Annotated in this window: 18 protein-coding genes and 1 tRNA gene; 4 read left to right on the top strand and 15 right to left on the bottom strand. The window is 53.4% G+C overall.

Annotation, left to right across the window (positions count from 1 at the left end; genetic code table 11):
- Positions 1–138: 138 nt before the first annotated feature.
- Both OXH16_11170 and OXH16_11165 read left to right on the top strand, forming a co-directional pair.
- Positions 139–1,548: a bifunctional UDP-sugar hydrolase/5'-nucleotidase gene (locus tag OXH16_11170; GenBank protein ID MCY3681949.1), complete on the top strand. Its 1,410-nt coding sequence runs from the start codon at positions 139–141 to the stop codon at positions 1,546–1,548.
- 42 nt (positions 1,549–1,590) lie between these two features.
- Positions 1,591–2,880, top strand: coding sequence for an L-rhamnose isomerase (locus tag OXH16_11165; GenBank protein ID MCY3681948.1), 1,290 nt, complete (start codon positions 1,591–1,593; stop codon positions 2,878–2,880).
- A gap of 73 nt (positions 2,881–2,953) precedes the next feature.
- Here OXH16_11165 and OXH16_11160 read toward each other — a convergent pair whose 3' ends face one another.
- The 6 genes from OXH16_11160 to OXH16_11135 form a co-directional block, all read right to left on the bottom strand.
- Positions 2,954–3,772, bottom strand: coding sequence for a phytanoyl-CoA dioxygenase family protein (locus tag OXH16_11160; protein MCY3681947.1), 819 nt, complete (start codon positions 3,770–3,772; stop codon positions 2,954–2,956).
- 19 nt (positions 3,773–3,791) lie between these two features.
- Positions 3,792–4,625, bottom strand: a complete 834-nt coding sequence (locus OXH16_11155) for a phytanoyl-CoA dioxygenase family protein (protein MCY3681946.1) — start codon at positions 4,623–4,625, stop codon at positions 3,792–3,794.
- On the bottom strand, positions 4,622–6,655 hold the full coding sequence (locus OXH16_11150) for a metallophosphoesterase (protein ID MCY3681945.1): 2,034 nt from the start codon (positions 6,653–6,655) through the stop codon (positions 4,622–4,624). The genes OXH16_11155 and OXH16_11150 overlap by 4 nt, the downstream gene beginning before the upstream one ends.
- Positions 6,634–7,059, bottom strand: coding sequence for a ferredoxin:thioredoxin reductase (locus tag OXH16_11145; protein MCY3681944.1), 426 nt, complete (start codon positions 7,057–7,059; stop codon positions 6,634–6,636). Before OXH16_11145 ends, OXH16_11150 begins: the two co-directional genes overlap by 22 nt.
- Before the next feature lie 36 nt (positions 7,060–7,095).
- A complete protein-coding gene (locus tag OXH16_11140) occupies positions 7,096–7,908 on the bottom strand; it encodes a sugar phosphate isomerase/epimerase (protein ID MCY3681943.1) in 813 nt (270 codons plus the stop codon).
- A gap of 77 nt (positions 7,909–7,985) precedes the next feature.
- Entirely contained in the window at positions 7,986–9,359 is a 1,374-nt protein-coding gene (locus OXH16_11135; GenBank protein MCY3681942.1) for a sulfatase, read from the bottom strand.
- Positions 9,360–9,533: 174 nt separating this feature from the next.
- On the opposite strand from OXH16_11135, the gene OXH16_11130 reads away from it, so the two are divergent.
- The gene (locus tag OXH16_11130) at positions 9,534–10,436 is read left to right on the top strand and encodes an aldo/keto reductase (protein MCY3681941.1); all 903 of its coding nucleotides are present in this window, start codon (positions 9,534–9,536) and stop codon (positions 10,434–10,436) included.
- A gap of 8 nt (positions 10,437–10,444) precedes the next feature.
- A complete protein-coding gene (locus OXH16_11125) occupies positions 10,445–12,427 on the top strand; it encodes a hypothetical protein (GenBank protein ID MCY3681940.1) in 1,983 nt (660 codons plus the stop codon).
- A 4-nt stretch (positions 12,428–12,431) separates the two neighbouring features.
- Here the strand turns inward: OXH16_11125 and OXH16_11120 are convergent, their stop codons facing one another.
- The 9 genes from OXH16_11120 to OXH16_11080 form a co-directional block, all read right to left on the bottom strand.
- Complete coding sequence (locus OXH16_11120; GenBank protein ID MCY3681939.1) at positions 12,432–14,462, bottom strand: helicase-associated domain-containing protein; 2,031 nt, start codon at positions 14,460–14,462, stop codon at positions 12,432–12,434.
- A 52-nt stretch (positions 14,463–14,514) separates the two neighbouring features.
- Positions 14,515–14,587: transfer RNA gene (locus tag OXH16_11115), tRNA-Ala, on the bottom strand.
- Between the two features lie 64 nt (positions 14,588–14,651).
- Positions 14,652–16,706 (bottom strand): NAD-dependent DNA ligase LigA, encoded by a 2,055-nt coding sequence (ligA, locus tag OXH16_11110; GenBank protein MCY3681938.1) that lies wholly within the window; start codon positions 16,704–16,706, stop codon positions 14,652–14,654.
- A gap of 182 nt (positions 16,707–16,888) precedes the next feature.
- Positions 16,889–17,716: a geranylgeranylglycerol-phosphate geranylgeranyltransferase gene (locus OXH16_11105; protein ID MCY3681937.1), complete on the bottom strand. Its 828-nt coding sequence runs from the start codon at positions 17,714–17,716 to the stop codon at positions 16,889–16,891.
- 5 nt (positions 17,717–17,721) lie between these two features.
- Positions 17,722–19,410: a DEAD/DEAH box helicase gene (locus OXH16_11100; protein ID MCY3681936.1), complete on the bottom strand. Its 1,689-nt coding sequence runs from the start codon at positions 19,408–19,410 to the stop codon at positions 17,722–17,724.
- Positions 19,407–20,420, bottom strand: a complete 1,014-nt coding sequence (locus tag OXH16_11095) for a DUF4837 family protein (GenBank protein ID MCY3681935.1) — start codon at positions 20,418–20,420, stop codon at positions 19,407–19,409. Before OXH16_11095 ends, OXH16_11100 begins: the two co-directional genes overlap by 4 nt.
- 78 nt (positions 20,421–20,498) lie before the next feature.
- The gene (gene alr, locus OXH16_11090) at positions 20,499–21,614 is read right to left on the bottom strand and encodes an alanine racemase (GenBank protein ID MCY3681934.1); all 1,116 of its coding nucleotides are present in this window, start codon (positions 21,612–21,614) and stop codon (positions 20,499–20,501) included.
- Positions 21,615–24,665, bottom strand: a complete 3,051-nt coding sequence (locus OXH16_11085; protein ID MCY3681933.1) for an SMC family ATPase — start codon at positions 24,663–24,665, stop codon at positions 21,615–21,617.
- The gene (locus tag OXH16_11080) at positions 24,662–25,903 is read right to left on the bottom strand and encodes an exonuclease SbcCD subunit D (protein MCY3681932.1); all 1,242 of its coding nucleotides are present in this window, start codon (positions 25,901–25,903) and stop codon (positions 24,662–24,664) included. The genes OXH16_11085 and OXH16_11080 overlap by 4 nt, the downstream gene beginning before the upstream one ends.
- Positions 25,904–25,942 lie beyond the last annotated feature (39 nt).

Genomic DNA, 25,942 nt, shown 5'->3' with positions numbered 1-25,942 from the left:
TTCCTTTCTTTTATGGGATAAGGTTGTCCATAATACCCAAATTTGCCGCCAAAATCCACTGCCTTTTCCCTTGACACATCGCCCTTTTGATGCGACTTTGACGGACCTCTGGCCCGTATATAAACTGTGGAGTTGAGCATGAAAAAAATGACGTATTTTATCATTGTGGTCACTTTTTTAACGGGATCTGTTTGGGCGTCAGATACGGTTGACCTGGTGGTGCTGCATATCAATGATACACACGGGAAATTGTCTCCCTACAATTTGGGAGGGCACAATATTGGGGGAATAGGCCGTTTGTCAACGCTGGTAAAGCAGGTTCGCGCAGAAAATCCCGAGCGCGTTTTGCTTTTGCACGCGGGTGATATTTTTTCGCGTGGAGAGCCTGTGGTGATTTATACGGGAGGGTATGTGAATCTGTTGGCTTTTGAAAAAATGGGCTTTGATGCTATTACACCGGGCAATGGAGAGTTTTATTTTGGGATTGAAAATCTGAAGCGACAGACCTCGCGCGTATCCACGCCTTTTGTTCACGCGAATGTGACGTATAAACATCACGATGGACCGATTTTTCCTCCGTATCTGATCAAAGAAGTTCAAGGTGTGAAAGTGGGCATTTTGGGGCTTGGCCTCATTCGCCCCTGGCATCAGTCGTCTCAAATGCTGAGGTTGCATGACGCAGTAGAGACGGCGAAGCAATACATGCCAGAATTGCGTCCAAAGGTCGATTTTTTGATTGCATTGACGCATATTGGCGTTAAAAACGACAGTTTGTTAGCGGCGGCTGTGCCGGAATTGGATTTAATTGTGGGTGGCGATACTCACACGCGGTTAAATACGCCTTCGCGTATCGCACGGGCAAATGGGAATGGGAGCGTAGCTATTGTGCAAGCGCGGCATTATTACCAGTTTTTAGGGCGGGTAGATGTGCAATTGCAAAAGGCGGCGCGTGGATATCGGGTGATGAGGTTGAATGGAAAATTGTTGCCTCTTAAGGAGGTAATTGCGCGCGATGCAGAGATTGAAGCACTCATTGATGAATACACGAAGCCCTTAGATGAAGTGATTTGTCGAACAGAACGCGACTTGCCCAATGCGCGAGATGAACGGTCGGCTCTGGGCGATCTGGTGGGACAGGCAGTGTTAGAACAAACCCGCGCCGATGTTGCGATTCTGGAACGCAATGGAGATACGCACGGTGTTGCCGCGGGCGATATTTCTCTGAATGATATTTATCGGTTGCGACAATACAGACCGCCCGTAATGCTCACACGTCTTTCGCGGGATCAGATTCTGGCGGTTCTCGAGGCGCGGATGTATCTGACAGCGGGCTGTTCGTTTGAGCGCGGGGATAAAACCATTTCAAATCTGAAGATAGGGGCAAAGCCCGATTCTGCGGGTACCTATCTCGTCGCGATGGAAAGACAGGTTGCATTTCGCCATTTTCTCCGCGATGCCGCATCCGACTCTGTTGTATTCGATTTTACAGGTCAGCGCGTGGATACGGCATTGGAGCGATATTTGCGCGATGTGAAGATAATTCGTTGAGACTTTTGTTGGCCTCCTATTCACTGATTTCAGGAGATTGCAATGCATTATAAAACACCGATTACCGATGTTCAGATTGAAGCCAATTTCGAGCATGCCGCCGAACAGTACGCCGCTTTTGGCGTGGATATTGAACGGGCTGTGGATAGGGCACTCGAAGTGCCGATCTCTCTCCATTGCTGGCAGGGTGACGATGTGGCGGGTTTTGAAGTCAAAGATGAAGCTGTTGAAGGCGGCGGCATTATGGCTACGGGCAATTATCCCGGTCGCGCGCGCAATGGGGATGAGCTTCGTCGAGACCTGAAAAAAGTGGTTGATCTGTTGCCCGGACCACACAGGGCGAATATCCACGCCTCTTATAGTGATACGGGTGGCAAAGTCGTTGATCGCGACGCTCTGGAGCCGGAGCACTTTGCGAGCTGGATCAATTGGGCAAAGGCATACGATATCGGTATTGATTTTAATCCCACCTATTTTGCACATCCCAAGGCGAATGATGGCTTTACCTTGAGCCATCCCGATAAAGGTATTCGCGATTTTTGGATTCAACACGCTATTGCGAGCCGTCGGATCTCTGAAGCTATTGGGAAAGCGCTGGGGGATGAGGTTGTCAACAATCACTGGATCCCCGATGGCGCCAAAGACCATCCCGCTGACCGGTGGACGCCCCGCGAGCGTCTGGTGGAAGCACTGGATACTGTCTTTGACGATGGTCTGGGTATAGGTCCCGAATGCGTTGATGCGGTTGAAGGCAAGCTCTTTGGCCTCGGAATGGAGGATTATACGGTTGGGTCCAATGATTTTTACGCCAATTACGCGTTGACCCGGGGCGTACTCCTCTGTCTCGATATGGGACATTTTCATCCGACTGAGTCGATTGCCGACAAGCTCTCGGCGCATTTTGCTTTCCACGACAAGTTGCTCATCCACACGAGCCGTCCCATTCGCTGGGACTCGGATCACGTCGTTCTCTTTAGCGATGATGTGCGCCATGTTTTTCTGGAACTCGCCCGCCACAATGCGATTGACCGCATGTATCTCGCGCTCGATTTTTTCGATGCGAGCATCAATCGCACAGCAGCTTATGTTATTGGTACGCGTGCCACGCGCAAAGCCCTCCTCTATGGTCTCGTTGATCCGACCGACTGCCTGCGCCAACTCGAAGCCGAAGGTAAGCTCGCGCAAAAACTCGCGCTGATGGAAGATATGAAGACGATGCCATTTTCCGCTGTGTGGGATATGTGCTGTCTCAAAGCCAATGTGCCTATCGGTGCTTCCTGGCTCGATGAGATAGAGGCTTATGAGCGCGATGTGTTGTCGCAACGCGACTGAGAGAGTCCAAATACAAAAACGCCCGTCAGAAGAATCTGGCGGGCGTTTTGTTATGTGCGGATGAATCCGTCGCTCAAACCGTCAATGTCACGAAATCCTTTTTTACGATCTCTTTTTCGTGTGTATAGGACTGTGTCTCGAGAAGTTCTCGCGTTTCGGGCGAGACCCGCGCCAGTACTGAATCGGGAAATTCGTGGATTTGTCGGTGATATTGCGGGCGGTATCTGAGAATGAAGAAACGGCGATCCCTATCTTTGGGTTGCCAGGCCATTGCCCCGTGTGTCATCAATTCTGTGGTTATGACAATATCGCCGGCTCGGGCTGTGATATTCGCCACGCCGAGAGGTACATCTTTTTCGATCCATCCGTCGTTGAACACATCGGGGGGGCGCTTAAAATCGCTTTTGTGCGATCCCGGCACGAGCAGCAATCCGCCATCTCCGGGCAAGACATCCGTCAGATAGATAAATACCACCAGGTCGTCGCAATAAATTTTCCCATCGTCACAGCTATATCGACAGCTATATCGTCCAAAACTCTCGCGCGAACAATGCAAGCGATGAACGGGATCTTTAGCCGTATTGATCCGCACTTCACCGCTGTTTAGCCGCGGACGTCGTCCAGATACTTCCAGCACAATGGGCCAGAACGAATGGTGAAAGACCAGCGCTTCCAGTACTTTGTCAAAAGCAAAGACGTATTTGAATTGTGTGCGATTTTTGTCAAATAATGAGGTTGAACGCCCAAATCCTTCGGGCAGTTCATCGTCTGAGGCATTTACGTACCGATTTATAGCTTGTTGTGCGGCCTTTAGTTCTGTTCGTGTAAGTGCTTGTTCCAGATGCAGATATCCCATCATATCGAATAAATAGCGCTGTGCATCTGTCATCATAATGACCTCCTGCCTTTTGTCATCCATAGGCTCCATGATCTAAAAATCCGACCAGGCGTTTGAGTCTGGGGTTTGCATTGCGATAGATATGCTCGGGCATGGTGTAGTTCATAAAGGGATAGTATTTGTGGCCGATGAGCCGCCTGCCATAGGTGATTTGCGTGATGTAGCGGCTGCGATTGCTCTGATTTGGTCCCCCTCTGTGCCAGACCTGATTATTGAACATGATGACGCTACCGGCTTTGCCGAGGTTGTAATGCACTTTGTCCTGCCATTTTTCCCATGCAACCTGGCGAGGGCTTTCTCCAATGAGATGTGATCCCGGGATGACTTCTGTGCCGCCATGTTCGATTTTTGTGACATCGGTGAGATAATAATTGCAGGTGAATACGAGTACGGGAAGGTGGATGTTTGTCGGGGGCTTGCCATCGGTGACAACATAATGCGGGGCGTCGTCCTGATGCCAGGTGGTGAGGCCGCCGCCGGGGGGCGTGATGAAGGAGTTGTTGTGTATAACGTGACAATTTGCTTCAACGAGGGCTTCGGCAAAGCTGACGATGGGTTCGAGGTCAAACAGGTTGAGATTGGCCGGGCTGTGCTCAAACATGCGATGGCACAGGCGGTGGCTGGATTTGCTGCTTTGTGGGTTGAGCTTGCCATTGGGGTCTTTGTCTCGGCTGGTAAAATGCGCGAGAGACCAGTCGAGATCCGCTTTGAGCTGTGCGATGTGTTCTTCTTTCAAGACATTTTCGAGAAATAGAAATCCGTCTCTGTTAAATTGTTCTACCCATTGGGAAATTTGATCTGCATCGAGTGGATAATTGGACTCAAAGCGCTGGTTTTGTGGTTTCATAATGGCCTCCTGCGGTCAAGTCTCCCAATCACCAGGATTGGCGACCCATCCCGTATTTTGATTTGGGCGTCGCGAGACACTGTTTCGACTTCCCCCGTGCATAGATGATAGATGCGAACAGGGCTGGTGTCGAGTGAAAATTCAAGGGTGTCGAGACCGACAATAGCTCGGGCAGGTAGTACGAGTGCGAGTCTGCGATGGGTGTTGTTGAGATACAGGATGCGGTTGTTGTCCTGTATTTTTTCGCGGGGATCTGTAAAGGTGGTGTCGTGAACGGGACTGTTGAGGAGCGTGTTGAGACAACGCAGGGCGTGAAAGGGCGTACGGGGATTGCAGAGGGTGTCGAGCAATCCATGAGTGACATCCATTGTGCGGTCGAAATCGGTTAGCGAATCGATGAATAGGCGCGCATCTGGTAGGCGGACAATGGCAAATGTGGCTTCGGCAATTCGGCGGGCATTGGTGCTGTCGTTCTGCGCGTCTAATTCGAGTGAGATGTCGATGTGATCGATATTCGAGTATTTGCATTCGCTAAGGGATTGGATATAGGTCCAGGGCGATTCGGTGGGTGGCACGCGACAGAGGACGCGCTGAAGGTGAATATTGGTGTTTTGGAGGCTTTCGAGTTCGTCGAGGTGATAACCCATTCGGGTTCGCAGGTGTTGTTTGCCGTGTACGCGCTCGTTGGGGATGATCGGGCAAATCGAGAGTTCTGCGAGTTCTGCACATCGGTTGAGTGTTTCGCAAACTTCATCGGGTAGTTGCGCGGGATTAGATATTTGAATTTCCCAATTCTGTATGAGATCGAGGTTGGCTTTGATGTGTTCGGGCAATGAGGCGATGCGCGGTTCGAGGAATGTAGCAATGGGCGTTATTCCTTCGGATCGGAGCATTTCGAGGCGCGTGCGCTGGAAGGGGTCGCGCAGGTCGCGCCAGGGAAAGCGCGCGAATTTAGCACCGAGTTCTATGCAGGCCAGAAGATGCTGGTCATTGCGCACTTTTTGACGTATGACAGAGGGATAGGCGATTGGGACTTCCGCAATGGGCGTGATGGGGTGGCGGAGAGTGAGTCCCACAGGAGAAGATAGATTGGCGGATGTGCAGGTGACGAGGTGGTCGAGAGCAGGGCGTTTTATTTCGCCGTTTGTGCGGATGAAGTGGATGTCGGTGTGATCGGCGCGTATGCGGAGGAGATAAAATCCCAGCTTGCCCGTGTCGTCTCGCCCCTGTTCGGGTGGGGGAGGGCTGGCGTAGAGATGGCCGAATCCCGGGCGCGTAAAAGACGTAGAAGGGGTGATGAGATAGCGCGATTTGCCGATTTTGTCGTAAAAGGGATAGTGTACGTGTGCTGCGAAGAGGCGTTCGATCCCGTATTTTTGAATCAATGCGAGGAGGCGGTCTCGATCTGGCGGGCTGATATTGTCGTAGTGTCCCAATCCCGGCTCATTTTTATCCCAAAGATAGAGGGGGAGGTGAAAAAAGAGGAAGAGCCGCTGATTTTTGTGTTTTTCAAGATCGGATTCAAACCATTCCCACTGGTCGTCTGCTTCAGAGAGTTTTGAGTTGAGGATCTGGGAGTTGATTACGATAAAATGACAATCGTCGCGGTCAAAACTGTACCAGGAGGGTCCAAAGAGATCGTGGAAGAACGCGAGCGATTCTGCGGTTGCCGCATGGGTGGGCATGGTGGGATCGGTTTTATCGCCGATGTCGTGATTGCCAGCGACATAGTGGGGAGAAGTATTGCAGGCGCGTATCTGATCGCGCGCTTCGAGCATCGCGCGTTTGAAGTCCGGCGTTTCGGGATATTCCTGGACGAGGTCGCCCATGTGGATGACAAAGTCAGCCCCAATATCTGATACCTGTTGCAGGGCTGTGCCAGCGCGCTGGGTTTGCACGCGGCGCGATTCAAATTCGAGAGGGCGGTCGCCAACGTCAATCATGTAATGCGTGTCGGCGATGACCACGCATTCAAATTGAGCGGGGGGGAGGTGGGTTTTGTCGAAGCTTATTCTTTTTCCGCTTTCCATTCGGCGATTTTTTCTTCGGCTTTGCGGCGCAGTTCGCGGCCCTTGTCTGGAGTGGGGTCTTTTATGAGGCCATAGACCTGGCGGCCTTCGTGATCTTCGGGTAAGTATTCGGTAATGGGCATGCCTTCGGGGGTGACAAAGAGCAGGCAGTGACAGTATTTGAAGATTTTCATTTCGTCACAGGCGCAGACCCATTCGCGGCTGCGTTCGAGTTCGGCCTTTTTGTCGGGATAAAAGTTGCAGGGGCAAAGCGGACGGCCCAGTTCATCGATGTTTTCTGCAAGACCGCAGATGACTGTGTCGGCGACTTCTCGGGTCGGATGCGGCGATGTCCCGGTTTTTTCCCAGTATTTTTCCGTGTATATCTGCATTCTTTTAAGGCTTTTTTCTGAGGGTTCAGACATGGCGTGTACCTCCAGTTTTGGGATCTTGTGTTTGGACTACAAGTGGCTGTTGAGATAATCCATAGATTTTCGAAGTTCTGCTCTCGCATCGCCCGGGGGGATGCTGCATTCAAAGCCGCAGTAGTGCTCGTAGCCGATGTCGGACAGTGCTTTGAGCGGGGGACCAAAATCCGTGTGACCATAGCCCGGCAAGATACGATTGCTATCGGCGAGATGCACATTGGCGATGTGTTTGCCCCCTGCGCGGATGGCTTCGGCGAGGTCGGCTTCTTCGATGCTCATGTGGAAGAGATCGGCCATGGTGGCAATAGCTGGGCTGCCCACAGCTTCGCAGATTTCAACGCCCTGGGCAACTGTGCAGGGCCACCACTGTTCGTAGCGGTTCAGGGGTTCTATGATCAGAAGACTGTCGCACGCTTCGGCATGTGGTGCGATGTCTTGTTTTAGAATTTCGATGAGGAGATCTTTTTCAAGTGCAGATGTGCTGTACAGGGGAGAAAGATCGGGAATGCGTTCGCCACCGCCCATTTTGATGCCGATAAGCGGTGGAAAAATCACGCCTACGCCGCCGACTTCAGCACACAGGGTGAGGGCGTCGTTAATGGATTTTACGGCTGTGCGGCGTTCCTGGGAACGCGCGTCGAGCAGGCGATTGCCGCCTCGGGCAGAACAAATATTGGGCACGATGCCCGTTGCGTCTGTGGCTGCTTTGATCTCATCTGCAAAATCTGCGGTGCTGCTATCGGTGATTTCAATGCCGGAAAAGCCGAGTTCTTTGAGGGCCTGGAATTTCTCCATCAGGGTGTTGCCAGGCGCGATGGGCTCGCGAAGAGAATATTTGATGGTCATAATCAGTTCCGTGGAAATTTATGGTAACACATATAGACAATATACCGCCTTGTGAACAAAAGGCAAGTTCAGGACGGCTACGCTCTCGCGGTTTCCCAACCTTTTTTTAGTACTTTCTCGAGTTCGCTCACTGTTTCGGCATAGCGAATGTCTTCCGCGGCATTGACGTTTTCTGCAGCATCTTCTCGATGATCGTAAAGCTCGCGTGCCTTTACCTCTCCTGTATCCCTCGATTGCCACTCTGTGTAGCGGAAGTCGTTGGTCTTGATGGTGTAGCCCATCACGCCCGTGCGTGGATACTGGCTGAAGGCCGCCTGTTTCCAGGTCCTGTCGGGATCTTCCATCAAGGGGACAAAGCTCTGACCCTCGAGATGATCGGGTAGCGGCAGGTCGCACAGGTCGCACAGCGACGGGTACATATCGACAAATTCCGTAAGACCAGATGCCTTTGCACCCGACTTGCCGCGTTCTGGGGAGCGGACGATCATTGGGGCATGGGTATCGATGTCGAAGTTCGTGTGTTTGCACCAACTGCCGTGTTCGCCGAGTTTCCAGCCGTGGTCTCCCCACAGGATGACAACTGTGTTGTCTTTGAGGCCCAGGCGTTCGACTTCGTCGAGCACGCGACCGACCTGCGCGTCCATATACGAGACACATGCGCAGTAGCCGTGGACCAGTGTGCGCGCCAGGTCCTCGGGTATCGGTCCCTCCTTGGGCATTCCGAAGTAGCCGCGAAGTTCTCCGAATTCGGTCAGAGAGTACTCGGTGACGTTTTCCGGTGCGCTGGTATTCAGGGCGAGTGGCAATGCTTCCCGATCGTAAACGTCCCAGTGATGCTTGGGAGCGTTGAAGGGCAGATGGGGTTTGTGAAAGCCCACGGCGAGGAAGAAGGGTTGATCGCGCAATTCGTTGAGTGTTTTGATGGCGTGATCGGCATCCTTGCCGTCGTGATAGGCGTTGTCTGGAACATCTGCGGCTTCGAAAGCGGGTCCCATACCCCGTCGCGTGGATCCCGTAGCAGCTATCTGTGCATCTGTTCGCTCGATTACTTCCATCGCTTCATCTGTCAGGTAGCCCCGTCCCTTCCAATCTCCCGTTGAGACGTGTGGTTCTGCTGACCATCCTTGCAGATCGTCGCTTCGATGGTGATAAATTTTCCCGATGGATCGCGTCTCGTAGCCGTACTGCTTGAAGTGCTGTGGTAGCGAGAGGACATCGGGCATCACGGACCGCAAAGGGGTTTGTAGATCGTAAATTGTCGTCGTGTCCGGGCGGCAGCCACTCAGAACACTCGCCCGAGAAGGCGCGCACACGGCTTGCTGGCAGTAAGCCCGCTCAAAGAGGACGCCCTCTGCGGCCAATTGATCGATGTTCGGCGACTGTACGAAATCCTGACCATAACAACCGAGTTGAGGACGGAGATCATCTACGGCGATGAATAATACGTTCATTTTGGTCACAGTTCCTCCCACAGGCATTGGGTTTTTCGTTTTGATTGAGGAGACGCAGAGCAATATAAGGGGCTGAATATAAAAATCAAGCCACACAACAGATCAAATGTTGACAAGACGAGTCTTGTGGTGTCATATTACGGGCAGGTGGTTAGGCCAAACAAGGAGGGTATTATGGCGCAGGATACTGTACGAGAGGTCGCGACGAGCACGATTCCCCATAGGGTCCTGGGCAAGACCGGAGAGCGGGTGCCCATTCTGGGGTATGGATCTGCCCCCGGTGGGATGGGGCTTTCAGACGAGGACGCCATTGCGCTTTGCCATAAGGCGATTGACCTGGGGGTGACGTATATTGATACGGCGCCTGGATATGGTCGGGCGCATGTTCAACTGGGGCAGGTGATGGCGGAGCGACGAGATGAGGTGTTTTTGGTGACCAAGACAGCGGCAGATGAAGCGGAACAAGCTCTGAAGATATTGGAGAATGGGCTGAAAGATTTGCAGACGGATCACGTGGATCTGGTTTATGTGCATTCGATGGGCAATAGAGATGTAGATCGGGTGCTGGCTCCCGATGGTGTGCTGGCAGGGCTGCGGGAAGTCCAGCGGCGGGGTTGGACGCGATTTGTAGGGATTACTGCGCACAATGCACCCTGGAGGACTGCCAGGGTGTTGCGGGAGGCGGATATAGATGTGGTGATGCTCGCCGTAAATCTCGCGGATCGCTATACTTATAATTTTGAGAATGAGGTGTTACCTCTGGCGTATGAGCGGGATGTGGGCGTGGCGGCGATGAAGGTTTACGGCGGGGCGCAGGGTATGACGTATCAAACGCCCAGGACTTCGGCTCTGGCCGCGCATGGGCCACACGATCACGAGGCAGCATTGCGTTACGCGCTGGGATTGCCCGGCGTTTGCACTGCTGTGATCGGCATGTTTTCGGAGGCTGAGCTCGTGCAGAATCTGGCGTGGGCGCGGCGATTTACGCCGCTGAATGCTGCGGATGGTATTGCTCTTGAAGCCCTTGGTCGAGAGATTGCGGCGGAATGGGGACCGCATTACGGTGCAGTGGAGTAGTGTGTAAAATGGCTGAAATCAAAAGGAAACTTTTCCCATCATCTGAGTTGGCCGAGGATAGCCTGCGCTGGACTGTCGTGGCGCTTTTCTCGGCCACATTGGTTTTTGCCTGTGTTGCCGCAACGTTTTTGGAGTTCAAATCTCGTTCTGCACATATGGCGATGGCGAACCTGCCTCTGGCGGTGTTGTTGCCCTTTGTGGCCTGGCTTCTGGTGAATGCTTTTTTGAAGCGGTTCGTGCCTCGTCTGTCTATGACTTCTGCAGAGTTGAGGCTGGCGTTGAGCATGCTCTGGGTGGGCGGGTCGTTTGCGGGGTATAACTGGATTACGCAGTGGGTAGGCGCGATGGCGGCACCGAGATATTATGCGTCGCCCGAGAATCGGTGGCAGGAGTTGATTTTTGACTATTTACCCTGGTGGATGTTTCCCTCGAATTTCCCAGGGGTGACAGAGGGTTTTTTTCTGGGGCTGGAGGAAGGTGCGACAGTGCCCTGGGGTGCGTGGATAGCGCCGATTTTTTGGGCGATGTCCGCCGGGGTGGCGATGACGGCTATTGGGCTGGGTTTGACGGCGGTGTTTCAGAAGCAGTGGGTTCGGCACGAACGGCTGACGTATCCCCTGGCGCAGGTTCCGCTCAATTTGACGGAAGGGTTCGACGGCAAGCGCGGCTGGCCTCCGTTTATGCGGAACTGGCTGTTCTGGGTGGGGTTTGTCGTGGCGGCTCTCCCATTGTTGTGGAATCTGATCGAATACTGGACGCCGGGTTTTCCCAGACTGGCGATTTTTGACCCTTATTACGGTCCAAGGGGTCCAAGGGGCGCTGCCTTGTCGCGTTATTTGCAGCCGTTCTCTTATCGGCTTTTGCCCCCTGTGCTGGGGTTCACATTTTTGTGCGATCTGAATATCCTGTTTAGCATCTGGTCTTTGTGGCTGACCGGGCAGGCGGGACTTTACGGGATGTCCAGGGTTGGGTTTTCCGTGGGTTTAGCCGGGCAAGAGGCTAAACCCACTGCAATTTTGGGCCTGTTTACTCATGGTGTGAGCATGGGGCTGGCGATCTGGGCAATTTGGGTTGCTCGCGGTCATCTGCGAAAGGTTTTCAGACAGGTGTTACGCCCGCCTGCAGGTGGGGAGGCAGAAACGACTATTTTGTCTCCCCGCTTAGCTGTGTGTGGGATTTTGGGGGGCGGTATTTATATGGTTTTCTGGCTGTACAGCGCAGGTTATAGCGCGGGGATTGGCCTGGCCTGGCTGTTGTTGTTCTGGGCGAGTATTTTGGTGGTGATGAAGTTTTTGGCGGCGAGTGGGTTTGCCTATCTGTTTCCGAGTTTCGGGACATCGATTCTGGATATGACAGTGGGAGCCAGCCAGATGCAGGAATCTACGCTGGTAGGACTTCGGCTGGTGAATTGGCGTTTGCTGGCAGGTTGGCGTTTGCCGGCAGCATTGCCCCATGTGGAACGCCTGGTGAGGCCTGCAAAGCGGGTTGGGTGGGTGGTGATTGGGAGCTTGATGCTGGGGATGCTATCGGCAATTATTTACACAGTTGCCATCTGCTATGAATCGGGGGGGAGCACTTTCCGCACATGGTCTCTGGTGGGCGCGCCAGTGGGGATGTACGAGGGGATTGCCAAGGCGGTGGCAGAAACGAATCCGACTGTGACCGATCCGGGAAAAATTGGCGTGTGGGTTCTGGGTGGCGTGGCTGCGGGGGTTATTCAGGTGATGCAGAGTCGGTTTTCCTGGTGGCCGTTTCACCCGCTGGGTGTGATGCTGATGTCGAGCGGTTATGTTCGGCTCTATGTGCTGGATATTTTTCTGGTGTGGCTGAGCAAATTGCTGGTTCTCAGTTTCGGGGGTATTTCACTTTACCGAAGGGTTAAGCCGTGTTGTTATGGGTTGATTGTGGGGTATGTGTTCGCTGTGGGATGTTCTTTTTTGATTGATTTGATCTGGTTTCCCGAAGGCGGGCATTATATACACGGGTATTAGGGTGTCACTCCCGAGAGAGGTGTGGCAAATAGCCTTGTTGCTGGAGGATTTGAATCAGGGATTCGGGGTTTGTCGCATTGTTGAGGGTTGCAATAGTCGGAGAAATGCGGTCGTCCAATGCCTGGGCAATGCGGGGCTGAGCGTAGAGTTCGTCGAGCAATTCTCGCGTGGCGGTTTTGACTCGTCCGATGGCGGGGAGGATTTCGATTTCACCGTATTTGTCGTCACATTCGGCAATTAAAGTATCGACCATGTCGGGCAGGCCGCTCTTGCTGTGCTGTGTCAAAAATGAGCGTATCTCGTCTCCTGACAAACCGCGTGCGAATGCGCGGCGAATCGAGTCACTGGAGAGATGGAAACACGCCATTACATCCTGTGTTTTGAGGTCTCCGAGGACGCACAGTCTGAGATAGTGCGCGCAGGGAAGATCCGGCGGGGATAGAACTTCAAAATTGGGCTGTACAACAAATTTTGCCTCTGGATTTTGCAGGGGTATGTGTTCGGTCAGTGCATCGTCATGCGTGTCGTGCAACAGGGCATAGCCCGCAGGGGTGATCTGAAAGACCGCCTCTTTGCTTTGCTGCAATGGTGTGGAAAAATCGGGGAAGTTGCCCACGCGGACGACGCCCATATAGGTGAGCGCACCCGTGATGGTGCGGCGCAGCAATTCATCGGCGGTGGTTCCGGTATGGGATGGGTCTTTGGCAAAATGTCGAAAAGGCTCTGAAAGGCGCGTCAGAAATTGATAATACGATGGATACTTCATCCATGTGGCGGCGGGGCAATGCCGAAGGCTTCGCACGATTTCACTGCGGATATTCCTGAGTACTTGCATTCGGGCACTGGTGGCTTTGGTGCGATCGGAAGACCACTCATTCCACCGCTCGCTGCGAAACCAGAATTCAAAGCACGCCTTGCGGATGTCGATGATTTGCCCTACCCGGGTGCCGGCATCTGAGGCGGTATGCCAGGCTGTATTATGGGGTTTTACCAGTCCCGTTGTTTCGGCAAAGAGCGTGAGAAATTCAATATAGCCCGGATCGTCCTGGATATGGCAGTATTTGCTCGCGTCGCGCAAATCAGTTTTAGATATGCCGCCGTGTTTGAGTCTGCGGGGCAAGCGTTGTGCAACAATACCGAGCAATGTGGTCAGATCCCGGATGAGAAAGGCGGTATTCTCGCGTATCGCAGCGGGAGCGGTGTCGGAGGTTTCAAGGAGAGCTTCGAGGTTGCTTTCGAGTTGCCCACCCTGGGATCGGGCGATTTTGGACAGGGTAGCGCAAAGGTCTGAAGCGAGACATATCGCGGCATTTAGGGCGTGAAGATCGCGGTTTGGCGCGTAAAAGATCGGCATTTTCCAGAGCATGTCCTCCAATTCACGGACTGCGGATTCTCCCAATTTATCGGCGACTTCGCTGCGCGTAATCGCGTTGGCGGGGAGAAATAAATCGAGAATAGCGCGGCGGTCTTCGCTGAGTGTGTTGAGGTAGGCATGCAGTGTTTTTATATCGATCAGGGCATCTCTTATGGCGTTGGACACGATGGGTTTGCGCGTGTCTGAAAGGCTCAGACCAATCTGATCTGCAAAGGCTCGGAGCAAACCCACAGAGACGGGTTTCATAATGGCGAGCAACCTGCCCTGATCTGCGTCGGGAATGGGGATGGATTTGAGTAGCGATTCGGGAATGCCGATTAGAACACACGAATCGTCCAGGGTGTGCGCGTCTCGGAATACGAGACCGATCAGGTCACTGAGTTGTGCATGGAGGCGGGGAAGAAATCCGTTGGCAAATTTTTCAACGGCTTCGGCTTCTAAAAGCTCGCCCCCTTCGGCGGCGAGGGTCTGTACCATCGCGCGCTGTTCAGGCGATAGGGAACTGAGGCGTTTTGCTACGTTCTCAGGGTCGGGAAGTATGCGGCAGAGGGCGTCGGCGAGGATGGTTTTGTTGCTGCCACCGGGATCAATACCCACGTCGCGGGCAATTTGACACAGCGTTTCGAACGGATATTGCGTGAGCGCGGTGCGTAGTTTCATGGTGGGTACAGTAAAAATAAGACACTTGCAAACACAAGTGCCTAAAAAAAAGTGGAGCCGAGCGGGATCGAACCGCCGACCTTTTGACTGCCAGTCAAACGCTCTCCCAGTTGAGCTACGGCCCCACATCTATACGCGATTAAGGGTAACAAAATGGGGTGGGTCTGTCAAGCAAAAAGCCGATTCAGACTATGCGTTTTCTTCGCCGATGTATTTGCTAAAAAATTCCTCTTCGTTGAGGATTGCGATATTTAGCTGCTCGGCTTTTGCGAGTTTGGAGCCTGCCTTTTCCCCTGCGATGACGAGGGTGGTTTTGCCGCTGACGCTGGAGGTGGGTTTGCCGCCGAGGGCGCGGATGAGGTCCTGGGCTTGTTGGCGGCCCCAGCGGGTGAAGGTGCCGGTAACGACTACTGTTTTGCCGTCGAGGGGTTTGGGACCTGTGTCGGCAGGGGCTTCGGATTCGAGATTGATGCCTGCTGCGCGGAGTTTTTCGACGATGGCCCAGTTGCTGTCGATGTTGAGGTATGCGTGGATGCTTTCTGCTATGGCAGTACCTATTTCGTGTACGGCTTCGATTTCTTCGGGCGGTGTGTCGCGCAGGCGGTCAATGCTGTGGAAGTTGTCGGATAGTGCGCGCGCAACTGTGGCACCGATGTGGCGAATGCCCAGGGCGAAGAGTACGCGGTGAAAGGGTTGTTGTTTGCTCGCTTCGAGCGCGTTGAGGACGTTTTGAGCCGATTTTTCTGCCATGCGTTCGAGGTCGGCGAGTTCGTCTAATTTGAGGTTATAGAGATCGCCGACATCGCGGATGAGTTTGTTATCTACGAGTTGTTCGACGAGGGCAGTCCCCAGTCCCTCAATGTCCATTGCCGTGCGCGAGGCAAAGTGGCGGATATTGCCTTTGAGTTGCGCGGGACACTGAGGATTTTCACAGCGGGTGGCGACTTCGGTTTCGTCTTCAGTGAGAGGAGCCTTGCAGACAGGGCAGTTTTTTGGGAATTTGAACGCGACGGTGTCTTTTGCGCGTTTGGCAGTGACCACACGCACGACTTTGGGGATGACGTCGCCGCCTTTTTCGAGGATGACCGTATCGCCTTCCCGGATGTCTTTGCGTTCGAGTTCTTCGGCGTTGTGCAACGTGGCGCGGCTGACTGTGGTGCCCGCCAATTGCACGGGTTCGAGGTTTGCCACCGGGGTGATGACGCCTGTGCGCCCGACTTGAAGGGTAATGCGTTTGAGCACGGTTTCGGCCTGCTCGGCTGAATATTTGTAGGAGATTGCCCAGCGGGGGCTTTTGGATGTGGCACCGAGTTTGTTTTGCTGTGCAATGCTGTTGACTTTGATGACTATGCCGTCGATGTCATAGGGTAAATCCGGGCGTTTTTCCTGCCATTCTCGAGCCTGGGCGATGATGTCGTCAATATTGTCGCATAGGGCGCGGTTGGTGTTGACGGGCAGGCCCAGGCGTTCGAGGTAGGAGAGGTTTTCGCCATGGGTTGGTAGCTGTATGGCGGGCGAGCGAAAGGAGTACGCGAAAAAGCTCAGGCTGCGCTCGGCGACCTGTTGTGCGTCTTGTAATTTGAGGGAGCCAGATGTTGCGTTGCGTGGATTGGCGAAGGGGTTTTCCTCGTTTTTTTCGCGCTGGACGTTGATCGCGTCAAATGTGTTGTGATCGAGATAGACTTCGCCGCGGATTTCGCAGTAGGGTACGGGGTTACTGAATAACCCCTCCCCGATAGAATCATTCGAGGACATGCTTTCGGCACAGGTTTTGAGGCGGATGGGTATGGATTTAATGGTTTTTACATTGGGTGTTATGTCTTCGCCCTGTGTGCCATTGCCGCGGGTGACGCCGCGGATGAGCAGGCCGTTTTCGTAGATCAAGCTCAGGGCAACACCGTCGATTTTGAGTTCGGCAACATATTGTAGTTCTTCATCGGGCAATTCGCGGCGGATGCGGTCTTCAAAGTCTCTGAGTTCGTCTTCTGAATAGGTGTTGTCCAAACTGAGCATGGGAATGTCGTGTTGTACGGTTGGAAATTCTCGGGTGAGGTCAGAGGTTACGCGCTGTGTGGGGGAATCGGGCTGGATCAGATCGGGATGTCGCGCTTCCAGATCGCTCAGTTTGCGCATGAGTATGTCGTAATCCCGGTCGGAAATCGCGGGATCATTGAGTACGGCGTATCGGTAATTGTGTTCGTTGAGTTGTTCAACGAGTTGTGCAATGCGGTTGGTGGGGTTCATAAAAAAGGAACTCAGGTAAGGGTTGGCCAGGTCCGAAGCGATGGATTATCCCTATCTTTTCCTCAGCGGGCGGGGTTATCCAATTCAATGCTGCGTTTAGTATAGCCAATTTTGTCCGCATATTCAAGGTTGGCGCGGTGTTTACTCGCCAATAATCTTCGCCAGCAACCTCACGTTAGTTTTTAAGTAAAAAGAAAAGCGGCGAGTCCCAGTAGCATTCCCGCTTTGAGCAGTTTGTTCAGGTATCCGAGTGTGTCTTTTTGCCAGAGGCGGATGAGGACAAAGATGAGTAAAAGATTGAGGAGGATAATCAGGCTGAGATAAATCGAACCGTAAATGCCCAGGAGCGCGGGCAATGGGGTCGCGATGATGAGGATTGCAAAGATGCCGGTGATCAGAATACGCGCGATATTTTCGCCCCAGGAGATGGGTACGGTGCCGCCGGATAACTGGCGGTCGCCCGCGCTGTCTTCGAGGTCTTTGAGAAGTTCGCGCCCCAGGTGAAACAGAAAGGCAAAGCCCACAATGAGATAGGGGGCAGATATGACCTGGACGGCTGCGCCGCCATAGAGGAATGCCAGACCGCCGAGCGCACTTACCGTGAGATTGCCGATGAGCGGTACGCGTTTGAGATAGGTATTGTAAAGGATCAGGCTTGCGATGGCAATGAGGGCAATGGCGAGGGCAGCCGTTGGCAAAGGGAGGGCGAGGAGAATGCCCGCGAGGAGGAAAATTCCCATTTCTATGCGGGCGGTGCTGGGGGATAAACGGCCCGAGGGGAGTGGGCGGTGTGGTTTGTTTATGCGGTCTTCGGTGATGCCACACAGGTCGTTGAGCGCGTTGCCTCCCGCTGTGATGAGGGCGGCGGATAGCGCGGCAAAAAGCAGGGGTTCGGTGATTCTGTGAATCCCCAGCCAGCCGCCGAGGAGTACTGAGGCAAAGGTTATGAGACAATTGATCGGGCGGGGCAGTTCAATCGCGGCGTAAAATCTGGTCTTGCGGAAGGCCATGTTTTTCACGCTTCATCAAAGACATCGTCTGCGTCTCGAATGGTGTAGCGATAGCCCTGTTCGGTGAGGAAAGTCTGGCGGTTTCGGGCAAATTCTTGTTCGCGGGTATCGCGCGTGACGAGGGTGTAAAAATGAGCCAGGCTACCGTCGGATTTGGGACGCAGAATGCGCCCGAGGCGCTGGGCTTCTTCCTGGCGCGATCCATAAGTGCCAGAAATCTGAATGGCGACGCTGGCGTCGGGCAGATCGACGGCAAAATTGGCGACTTTGGATACGACGAGGATCTTGATTTTGCCCTTTCGAAATGCTTCGTAGAGGTGGTCGCGGTCTTCGGTAGGGGTTTTGCCCATGATTAACGGGGCGTCGAGTTCTCGTGCAATATATTCGACCTGGCGGATGTATTGCCCAATGACGAGGATCTGGTCGCCCTCGTGTTTTTTGAGCAGGTGCTTGACCATGTGGATTTTGTCGGCATTTTCCGATGCAATGCGGAATTTTGCGCGTCTGTCTGCTATGGCATAGCTGAGCCGCTTGCCCTGAGGCAATGGCATGCGAATTTCACAGCATTCCGCGGTTGCTATCCAACCACTGGATTCGAGTTCTCGCCAGGGCACATCGTATCGCTTGGGTCCGATGAGCGAAAAGACATCGGTTTCGAGGCCATCTTCGCGCACGAGGGTGGCTGTGAGGCCCAGACGACGCCGGGATTGCAATTCGGCGGTAAAGCGAAATACAGGCGCGGGAAGCAGGTGAACTTCGTCGTAGATAATGAGGCCCCAATTGCCCTGATTGAAAATGCCGAAGTGGGGGAAGTCTTCCTCCCTGCTCTTGCGATAGGTCAGGATATTGTACGTGGCAATAGTAACGGGCCGAATCTCTTTGCGCTCGCCAGAATATTCGCCTATCTGGTCGTCGGTGAGGCTCGTTTTGTCGATGAGTTCTGCTTTCCACTGGCGAGACGCCGTGATATTGGTGGTCAGGATCAGAGTTTCGCACTGGAGGGTATTCATCGCGGCCATGCCCACAATGGTTTTGCCCGCGCCGCAGGGCAAGACTACTGTGCCGCTTCCGCCATCGGGACCGCCGCCCGCGTGGAATATATCGACGGCCTCGCGCTGATAATCGCGCAGCGCAAAGGGATTGCCCGATAGCGCAGTCTGGCGATGTTGAAATTTGAGCGTTCTACCTCTGAGATATCCCGCGCGATCTTTGACCGGGAATCCGATGCGCGTGAGAGCCTGTTTGAGGTGCCCTCGATAGAGAGGCAAAATGCTGATGCGATGGGCGTTGAGCCGCTTTTCAATATAGGGCTGTACGGTTTTGTGGCGACAGATTTCAAGGATGATTAGCGGGTCTTCGGAAGACAGGATGAGCGCGTCGCCTTCTTTGTCGAGATAGACTTTGCCATAGCGACTCATTGCCTCTCGGATTTCAACGCCCACATTCTGGGGAATGTCGTATTTGCCGTAGGTTTCGAGGGTGGCGATGATTTCTTCGGTAGTGACGCCGGCTGCGGCTGCATTCCAGAGCGAGAGGGGGTTGACGCGGTACGTGTGTATGTGCTCGGGGCTTTTTTCCAGTTCGGCAAAGCGCACGAGCCGATCTCGCGCCGCTTCGTATCTGGGCGAGTTGACTTCGACGAGAACCGTGAGGTCGCTCTGGATGATGAGGGGATTTTCGGGGTTATAGTTCATTTGTCTTGAAAAAACGCGTGGTGAATGGTGAAAGATTTGGCGACGAGATCCACTCTTCTCAAAATGGGGGCCTTTTTTTTGTTGGGTGAGTAAAGGCCTATGTCGATGAAAAATAGTCGGTTGAGATCGACATCGACAAAAGCATAGCTTTTGAAGGGGCCGCCTTTCCACTCGGCTTCATTTTCCCAAAGGCCCTGAAGTACTACGGCGAGTTTGCCCGCAAATTCGACCTGTCCAACGGCAACTTCGCCGTGGACGATGCGGTCGCCACCAAACCATCGTCCCATGATGTCGTCGCGCTTTTGAATAACCCAGTCTTCGGTGAGTTGATCGGGGTGTACATCGTCTTCCCAATAGACGGAAAGCCAGCGGTTGGGGTTGTCCCGGGCAAGCACGACAAAGTTGGGATAGGTTTCGAGGATGCGATAGCCAAAGGGCACGCGAACATTCCAGCCATAGGTCTCGGCGAGTTCCTGGGTGACGTCTTTGCGTTCGCCAAAGCTGTAAACATTTTCTCGCACGCTGTGATCAACGGCCTCTTCCAGGGTGCTGTACAGGCGATCGGATTCCATAAAGAGGTTTTCAATGGTGGTGTCTATATCTTTTCCCGATACGATATAGAGGGTTTGATCTTTCGCCCACACGTCTTTTTTCCATGTCACACCCGCGCGACCATCCAAAATGGTTTGTTGCACTTCGGGGCTGAGTATTTCTTTGACGAATTGCGCTGTGGGATGACTGGCATTGAGGGGCGCGATAACCATAAGGCTTTTGCGCTGTTCGTGTTTGTGTGCCTTGAGGAAATTGACATCGCCCCATGCTATTTCATAAATGCGCTCGGCTTGAGGTGTATAGATAACGGTTTCAAAAATTTCGCGGAGGGGATCTTCCAGCTTCTGCCAGTCGGTAGAGTCGGCCAGTACGATGAGTTTGCGGGCGGGACCGAGGGATTCGGGCAAGTGGTCGCCACATCCGACGCACAGGAGCAGGAAAAATGGAAGAAGGCGCATAAAACGGTACCCGGGAGAAAAGGGGAACGAGAAAAGATAAAGATAACAGGATTTGGAGACAGAAACAATGTTCAATTTTTACGAAATATAATGTCGGGGAAGACGCGCGCCGAGAAGGGAAACGACTTCGTGTGAAATATAATTTCCCCATTGGGCGAGGTCGTTTACGGTAATTTTGCGGTCGCCCTGTTGCCCGAGCAGGACGACTTCTTCACCGACGGCAACAGGCGGTATATCGGTGACATCGATCATGATGACGTCCATGCAGATCGCGCTGACAACCGGGCATGGTTTTCCGCAGATGAGGACCTGAGATTTATTGGACATCTGACGGTTGTACCCATCGGCATACCCGAGGGGGGCGAGGGCGATGCGAGAGGGGCGCGTAATTGTGTATGTGCCGCCGTAACTGAGGGTTTGGCCGGCAGAAAAGTTTCGCACCTGTGTGATCTGCGCTTTGATGGATAGCGCGGGAGAAAGCGAGAGGGCACCTGCACCTTGCGTGGGGGGGATGCCATAGGTGAGCAATCCCACGCGCACGAGGTCAAAATGCGATTCGGGCATGTGAACGGTCATGACGCTGTTGGCAGCGTGGCGCCAGGAAACAGAAATATCTGTGAGTTTGGACAGGCAGGAGGTAAATGTCTTGATCTGGTGGCGCGCTTTGTCCATGTCTTCTGCGCGTTCCCATGCCACATGTGTTGCGATACCTTCGAGTAATAAGTGGGGATTCTGGTCGATTTTTTTTGCAAAGACGAATACCTCGTCGGATAATAAACCAAGGCGCCCCATGCCGGTATCGACTTTGAGATGTATGCGGGCGCGCGTATTGTGGCGTTTGGCTGCGGCTTCCAGCGGTGGTATCGCGTCGGGATGGCCGATGGTTTGAGACAGATTGTGGGCAACGATGCTGTCGGCCTGTTCGGGCATGGTGGGTGCGAGTACGACAACGGGTGCTGTGATGCCCGCGCTGCGAAGGGCAACGCCTTCCTGCAGCAGGGCAACGCCGAGTGCAGATGCGCCGCCTTTGATGGCTGCTCTGGAGGCGGGTATGAGGCCATGGCCGTAGGCATTGGCTTTGACAATGGCCATGACCTGCGTTGTTGGCGATACGAATTGACGGACTGCGGAAATATTGTCCGCAATGGCCGATAGATTTATTTCCAGCCATGCGGGTCGGTCGGGTTGGGGCATTTAGTAGAGTACCTCAAAGCGCGATCCCAGATCGGGATATTTGTTGACTTCGATGCGCACGGGAAATGCCTGTTTGAGCGATTCGACGTGGGTAATGATCAGTATTTTTTCAAAATCGCCACTGATGGCCTGGATGGCTTCCACGAGGTGATCGAGTCCCTCGGCATCCTGGGTGCCAAAGCCCTCGTCGATGACCAGGGTGCGCAGGCGCGTGCCTGTGCGGCGAGATAGGAGCTTGGACAGGGCAATGCGAATAGAAAAGTCGATGCGAAAAGCTTCTCCGCCCGAATAGAGTTCGTAGCTGCGTTCGCCGAGTTCATCGCTAATTTTAATGTCGAGGGTTTCGCGCGTCCCCCCGGTTTTGAGGTCGCGCAGAGATTCCAGGGCAATTTGAGTGCGGTTGTCTGTCAGGCGCGTGAGAATGCGATTGGCTTCTTCTTCAATTTCTGGAATGGCCTGTTCGATGATGAGTGCCTGAATCCCGTCTTTGCCAAATGCAGTGGTCAGTTCGCGGTAGATGCGAATCTCGCGCTCGCAGGATTTGATTTTTTCCTCTACGGCGTTTTGTTCTGCGCCGAGTGCATCGCAGTGTTCAATTTGGGATTGCAGGGCGGCATTTTGCTGGAGCAGGTCGTCGCGCTGGGTGCGCATCTGTGCAATATTGTTTTCCAGAGCATTGGCTTCTTCAAGGGTTGATTCGGCGCTGTTGATGGCTTCGGTGATTTCTGTCAGGCGTTGTCGCGCTTGCCCGTCGCGCTCTGTGAGTTCTGCGAGGCGATTTTTTGCGGTGTTGGCCTGTGTTTGTGCATTTTCAAGGTCGCGTTCGGCTACTTGAAGGCGTTCGTATTGCGCTGGCGCATCTTGCAGGTCGGCGAGTTGCCGGGAGATGTGCTGGTGGTGTTCGGCATTGTAACCCAGGGAGCGGATGCGCTGGTGTACCTGCTCGCGTTCTGCCTGTTCGCTGGGTGCGTATTTGGCCTTGTTCAGCCATTGTTGTGCGAGGTCGCGTTTTTCTCGAAATGTGGGCAATTCCTCGAGGACTTTTTCACGCTGTTCTGCGGCGAGTCGGAGTTGGGCATTTTTTGCTTCGACAGAGTCGAGTGTTTTGAGTTTTTCGCGCAGGGTGCGGTGTTCTGCCGGGTTATAGGTGAGGCTTTCAAGTGTACTGCGGGCCTCGGATAGGGCGCGCGCGTCCGGACTATTCTGGGTTTGTTCGCGCAATTGGGTTTCCAGGGTTTTGATTTCGGCCGACAATGTCTCGCGGGTTTGCACGGCATTTTCGGCTTCTTTTAGTGCGGCTTCGGCCTCGGCGAGGCGTTGGGTGATGTCTTCGCGCTGTGCGAGCAGGTTTTTAATTTTTTGATAGTGATGTCTGTGCTGTTCGCGTTCTGCTTCGGCTTTTTGAATATCCGATTCCAATTGTGTGATCTGCGTCCGTTGTTCTCTCAACTGCTTTGCGAGTTTTGCCGATACTTCTTCGCGGTGGGCCTGGTCGAGTTCGCTGCCGCACAGAGGACATGAAGCATCCTGAACATTTTGCAAAGTTTGCTGTTGTTGGGCGATGTCTTCGCGGTCCTGGCACAGGCTGTCGAGGCGTTCGCTGTTGTTTTCAATCTGAATTTTGAGGGCACTGCCTCTGTTGCGAATCTCTTCGCGTTCTGCTTCAAGAGATTGGTTTTCTTCAGCTTGTGTGCGGAGGGATTGCCGCGTTTCTCCTCGCGTTTCAATTTCGGCCACCAGCGCATCGGTTTGTTGTCTGTGGTGTGTATAGGTGTTGATCTCTACTTTTATATTCTCAATCGCACGGTCTATTTGTCGCTCGAGGTCCCGGATATTGCGCTCAACGCGCTCCCGGTTTTCGCGTATCTCTTCCCATTCGCGGTCCTGTTGTCTGGCTTTGTGCAATGCCTCGAGTTGTGCTTGAATGGTCTCGCGATCGGAGAGGAGTGCTTCTGTTTCTCGCAATGCGCGCTCTGCATCCCCAATGCGTATTTGCCATTCGCCAAGGCGGCGTTCTACTTCGTGGCGCTGGTCGGCAATTTTTTGATCGAGTTCTCCTGCGCGTTTTTCAAGTGGCCTCAATGTGTGTAGTTTTGTTTGCAGGTCTGCGTCTTCTTTTTGACATGCCCGATATTTTTTGGCGGCATTTGCGATTTCGGCGCGTCTGCCGAGGATTTCGCGGTAGGCTGCTATGTCTTGTTGCGCTTTTTCACTGACGGTTTGTTGTTCCTTCATGTCCGATTCGATGCGCGATATTTCTTTTTGCAGCGCCTCGCGCTCAGCTTCATGGCGTTCGCGTTGGGTGCGTATTTTTCGCAGTTCTTCGCGGCGATTTTCCGCGCTTTCCAATTCGCTATTACAAGCATGGAGTTGTGCATTGACGCTATCGCGCTGTGCTACAAAGTCGCCGCGTTTTTCAATGGTCTGCGCGATATCATCTTTTTTTGCGCGAGCAGTTGCAAGTTCTATATCCTCCTCGCGTGCGTGTTCTCGCGCCAGGGAAGACAGGTCATCGTAATGCGATAGGCCGAGAATATCTGAGAGGAGGGCTTTTCGCTGGCTCGCTTTGCAGCGCGTAAATTCGTCTGCGCGGCCCTGAAGGAGAAAGGCCGAGTTGATAAAGGTCTCATAAGTCATTCGCAACAGGGTGTCAATACTGGCCTGTGTTTGGCGCACAGCACTTTCTTCCGAGAGGGTTTTGTATGCGTTTGTTTCCGGGGAGTAAATTTGAAATTCGAGGCGGGTGGTCGCGCTTTTGCCGGTTTTGCGAAAGCTGCGGCTGATGCGATAGCGATCATTTTCGAGAAAAAATTCAAAATCGACCCGCATTTCAGTGGCGCCAATCCGCAGCAGGCCGTCGTTGGGACGGCGTTCACTGCCAGATTTGCGGGCCTCTCCCCACAGTGCCCAGGTGATGGCATCGAGCAAGGCGGATTTGCCGTGTCCATTGCGACCGGATATGCAGGCGACGTGAAAGCCCGAAAAATCGAGTGGGGGCACGTTTTCGCCGTAGCTGAGAAAGTTCTGCAGGGAAAGGCTTATGGGAATCATTCGCCACCTCTGAGTTCTGCTTCGAGTTGCGCGCCGTAATTTTGAAGGTCTTTTTCGATGTCTTTGAGGTCGGGGTGATTGTGCAAATATGCGTGGAGCGCGTCTTTTATGCCCATGTCTTCTGAAATATTGGCTCTGCGCAGGTGTTTTTGTGCCCTGGGTTTGGGCGCAATGCTGGCGATCATGAACGCTTCTTTGAGCGCGTTTTTGATGGCTTTGAGGTCAACGGTATCTGTGCGATCGCCGGGCAAATCGTAGATGACGCGCACAATGGCATCGGTCAAGGTGTGTTTGTCGATGGCTTTGAGTATGGCTGTTGTAAGGTCCTGGTCTGGGGCGATGTCAACCGATATCGTGGAAAAGGGACGGGCTGGCGTGCTTACAAATTTGTAAGATGTCGTCCGCCCTGTATTTCGAGTCTCTATTGTGACCAGGACGACGCCTTTGGTTTCCCGTTCTTCGCCAAAATCTATGCGTTCAATGCTGCCAGAATATACGACAGGGGGTTGGGCATTGAGATTGAGATCCTGAAATTTGTGGATATGACCCAGGGCGACGTAGTCAAAGGCGGGATTGGCGAGTGTGCTGGTGAGAAAAACGGGATCGCGTCCAATTATTGCGGTTTGTTCAGAGCCGGACAAGGTGGCGTCGGCAGCAGCGAGATGGCCTACGAGAACGGCGGGGATATCGGGATTGACCTTTGCGGCCAGACGCTCAATCAGGAGGGCACCCAGGTCTTGAAGTTTTTCGACGACTTCTTCTTGCGACAGGTTGTGATAGGGGCCCTGGGTCAACAGGCGGCTGCGGTGTAGCCAGGGCAAGCAGGCAACTTGAATGGGTCCAGATTTTGTGTCAATGGGGATGAGGCGGTCTTCAGTGGCAATGTGGACGCCTTTAGTGCCCAGTGTACCAAAGATGTCAACGGATGAGGCTTTGCCATAAGAGACGGGGCTATCGTGGTTGCCGGTGATCATGACGATGGGGATTTCGCGGGCACTGAGCATGTGAATGAGGGATGCAAATTCGCGCTGGTGCGTGGGCGTGGGATCGCACGAGCGATAGGCGTCTCCGGCGAAGATGACGAGATCGACATCTTCTCTCATAGCTTCTTCAAACGCAAATCGAAGGCTTTTGATAAAGTCTTGTAAGCGCGTGTGAAGGCCTGTACCCGAATCGAGACGGCCGTAGTTTTCAACGCCAATATGGGTATCGGCAACGTGTAGAAATTTGATGGACATAGCAAGAGAAGTTGTTATGGGGAGGGAGAGGATAGGAGA

Source organism: Gemmatimonadota bacterium (genome assembly GCA_026705765.1).
Lineage (GTDB): Bacteria > Latescibacterota > UBA2968 > UBA2968 > UBA2968 > VXRD01.
The sequence above is the reverse complement of the archived record's forward strand: the minus strand, read 5'-3'. Positions and strand labels throughout refer to the sequence as shown.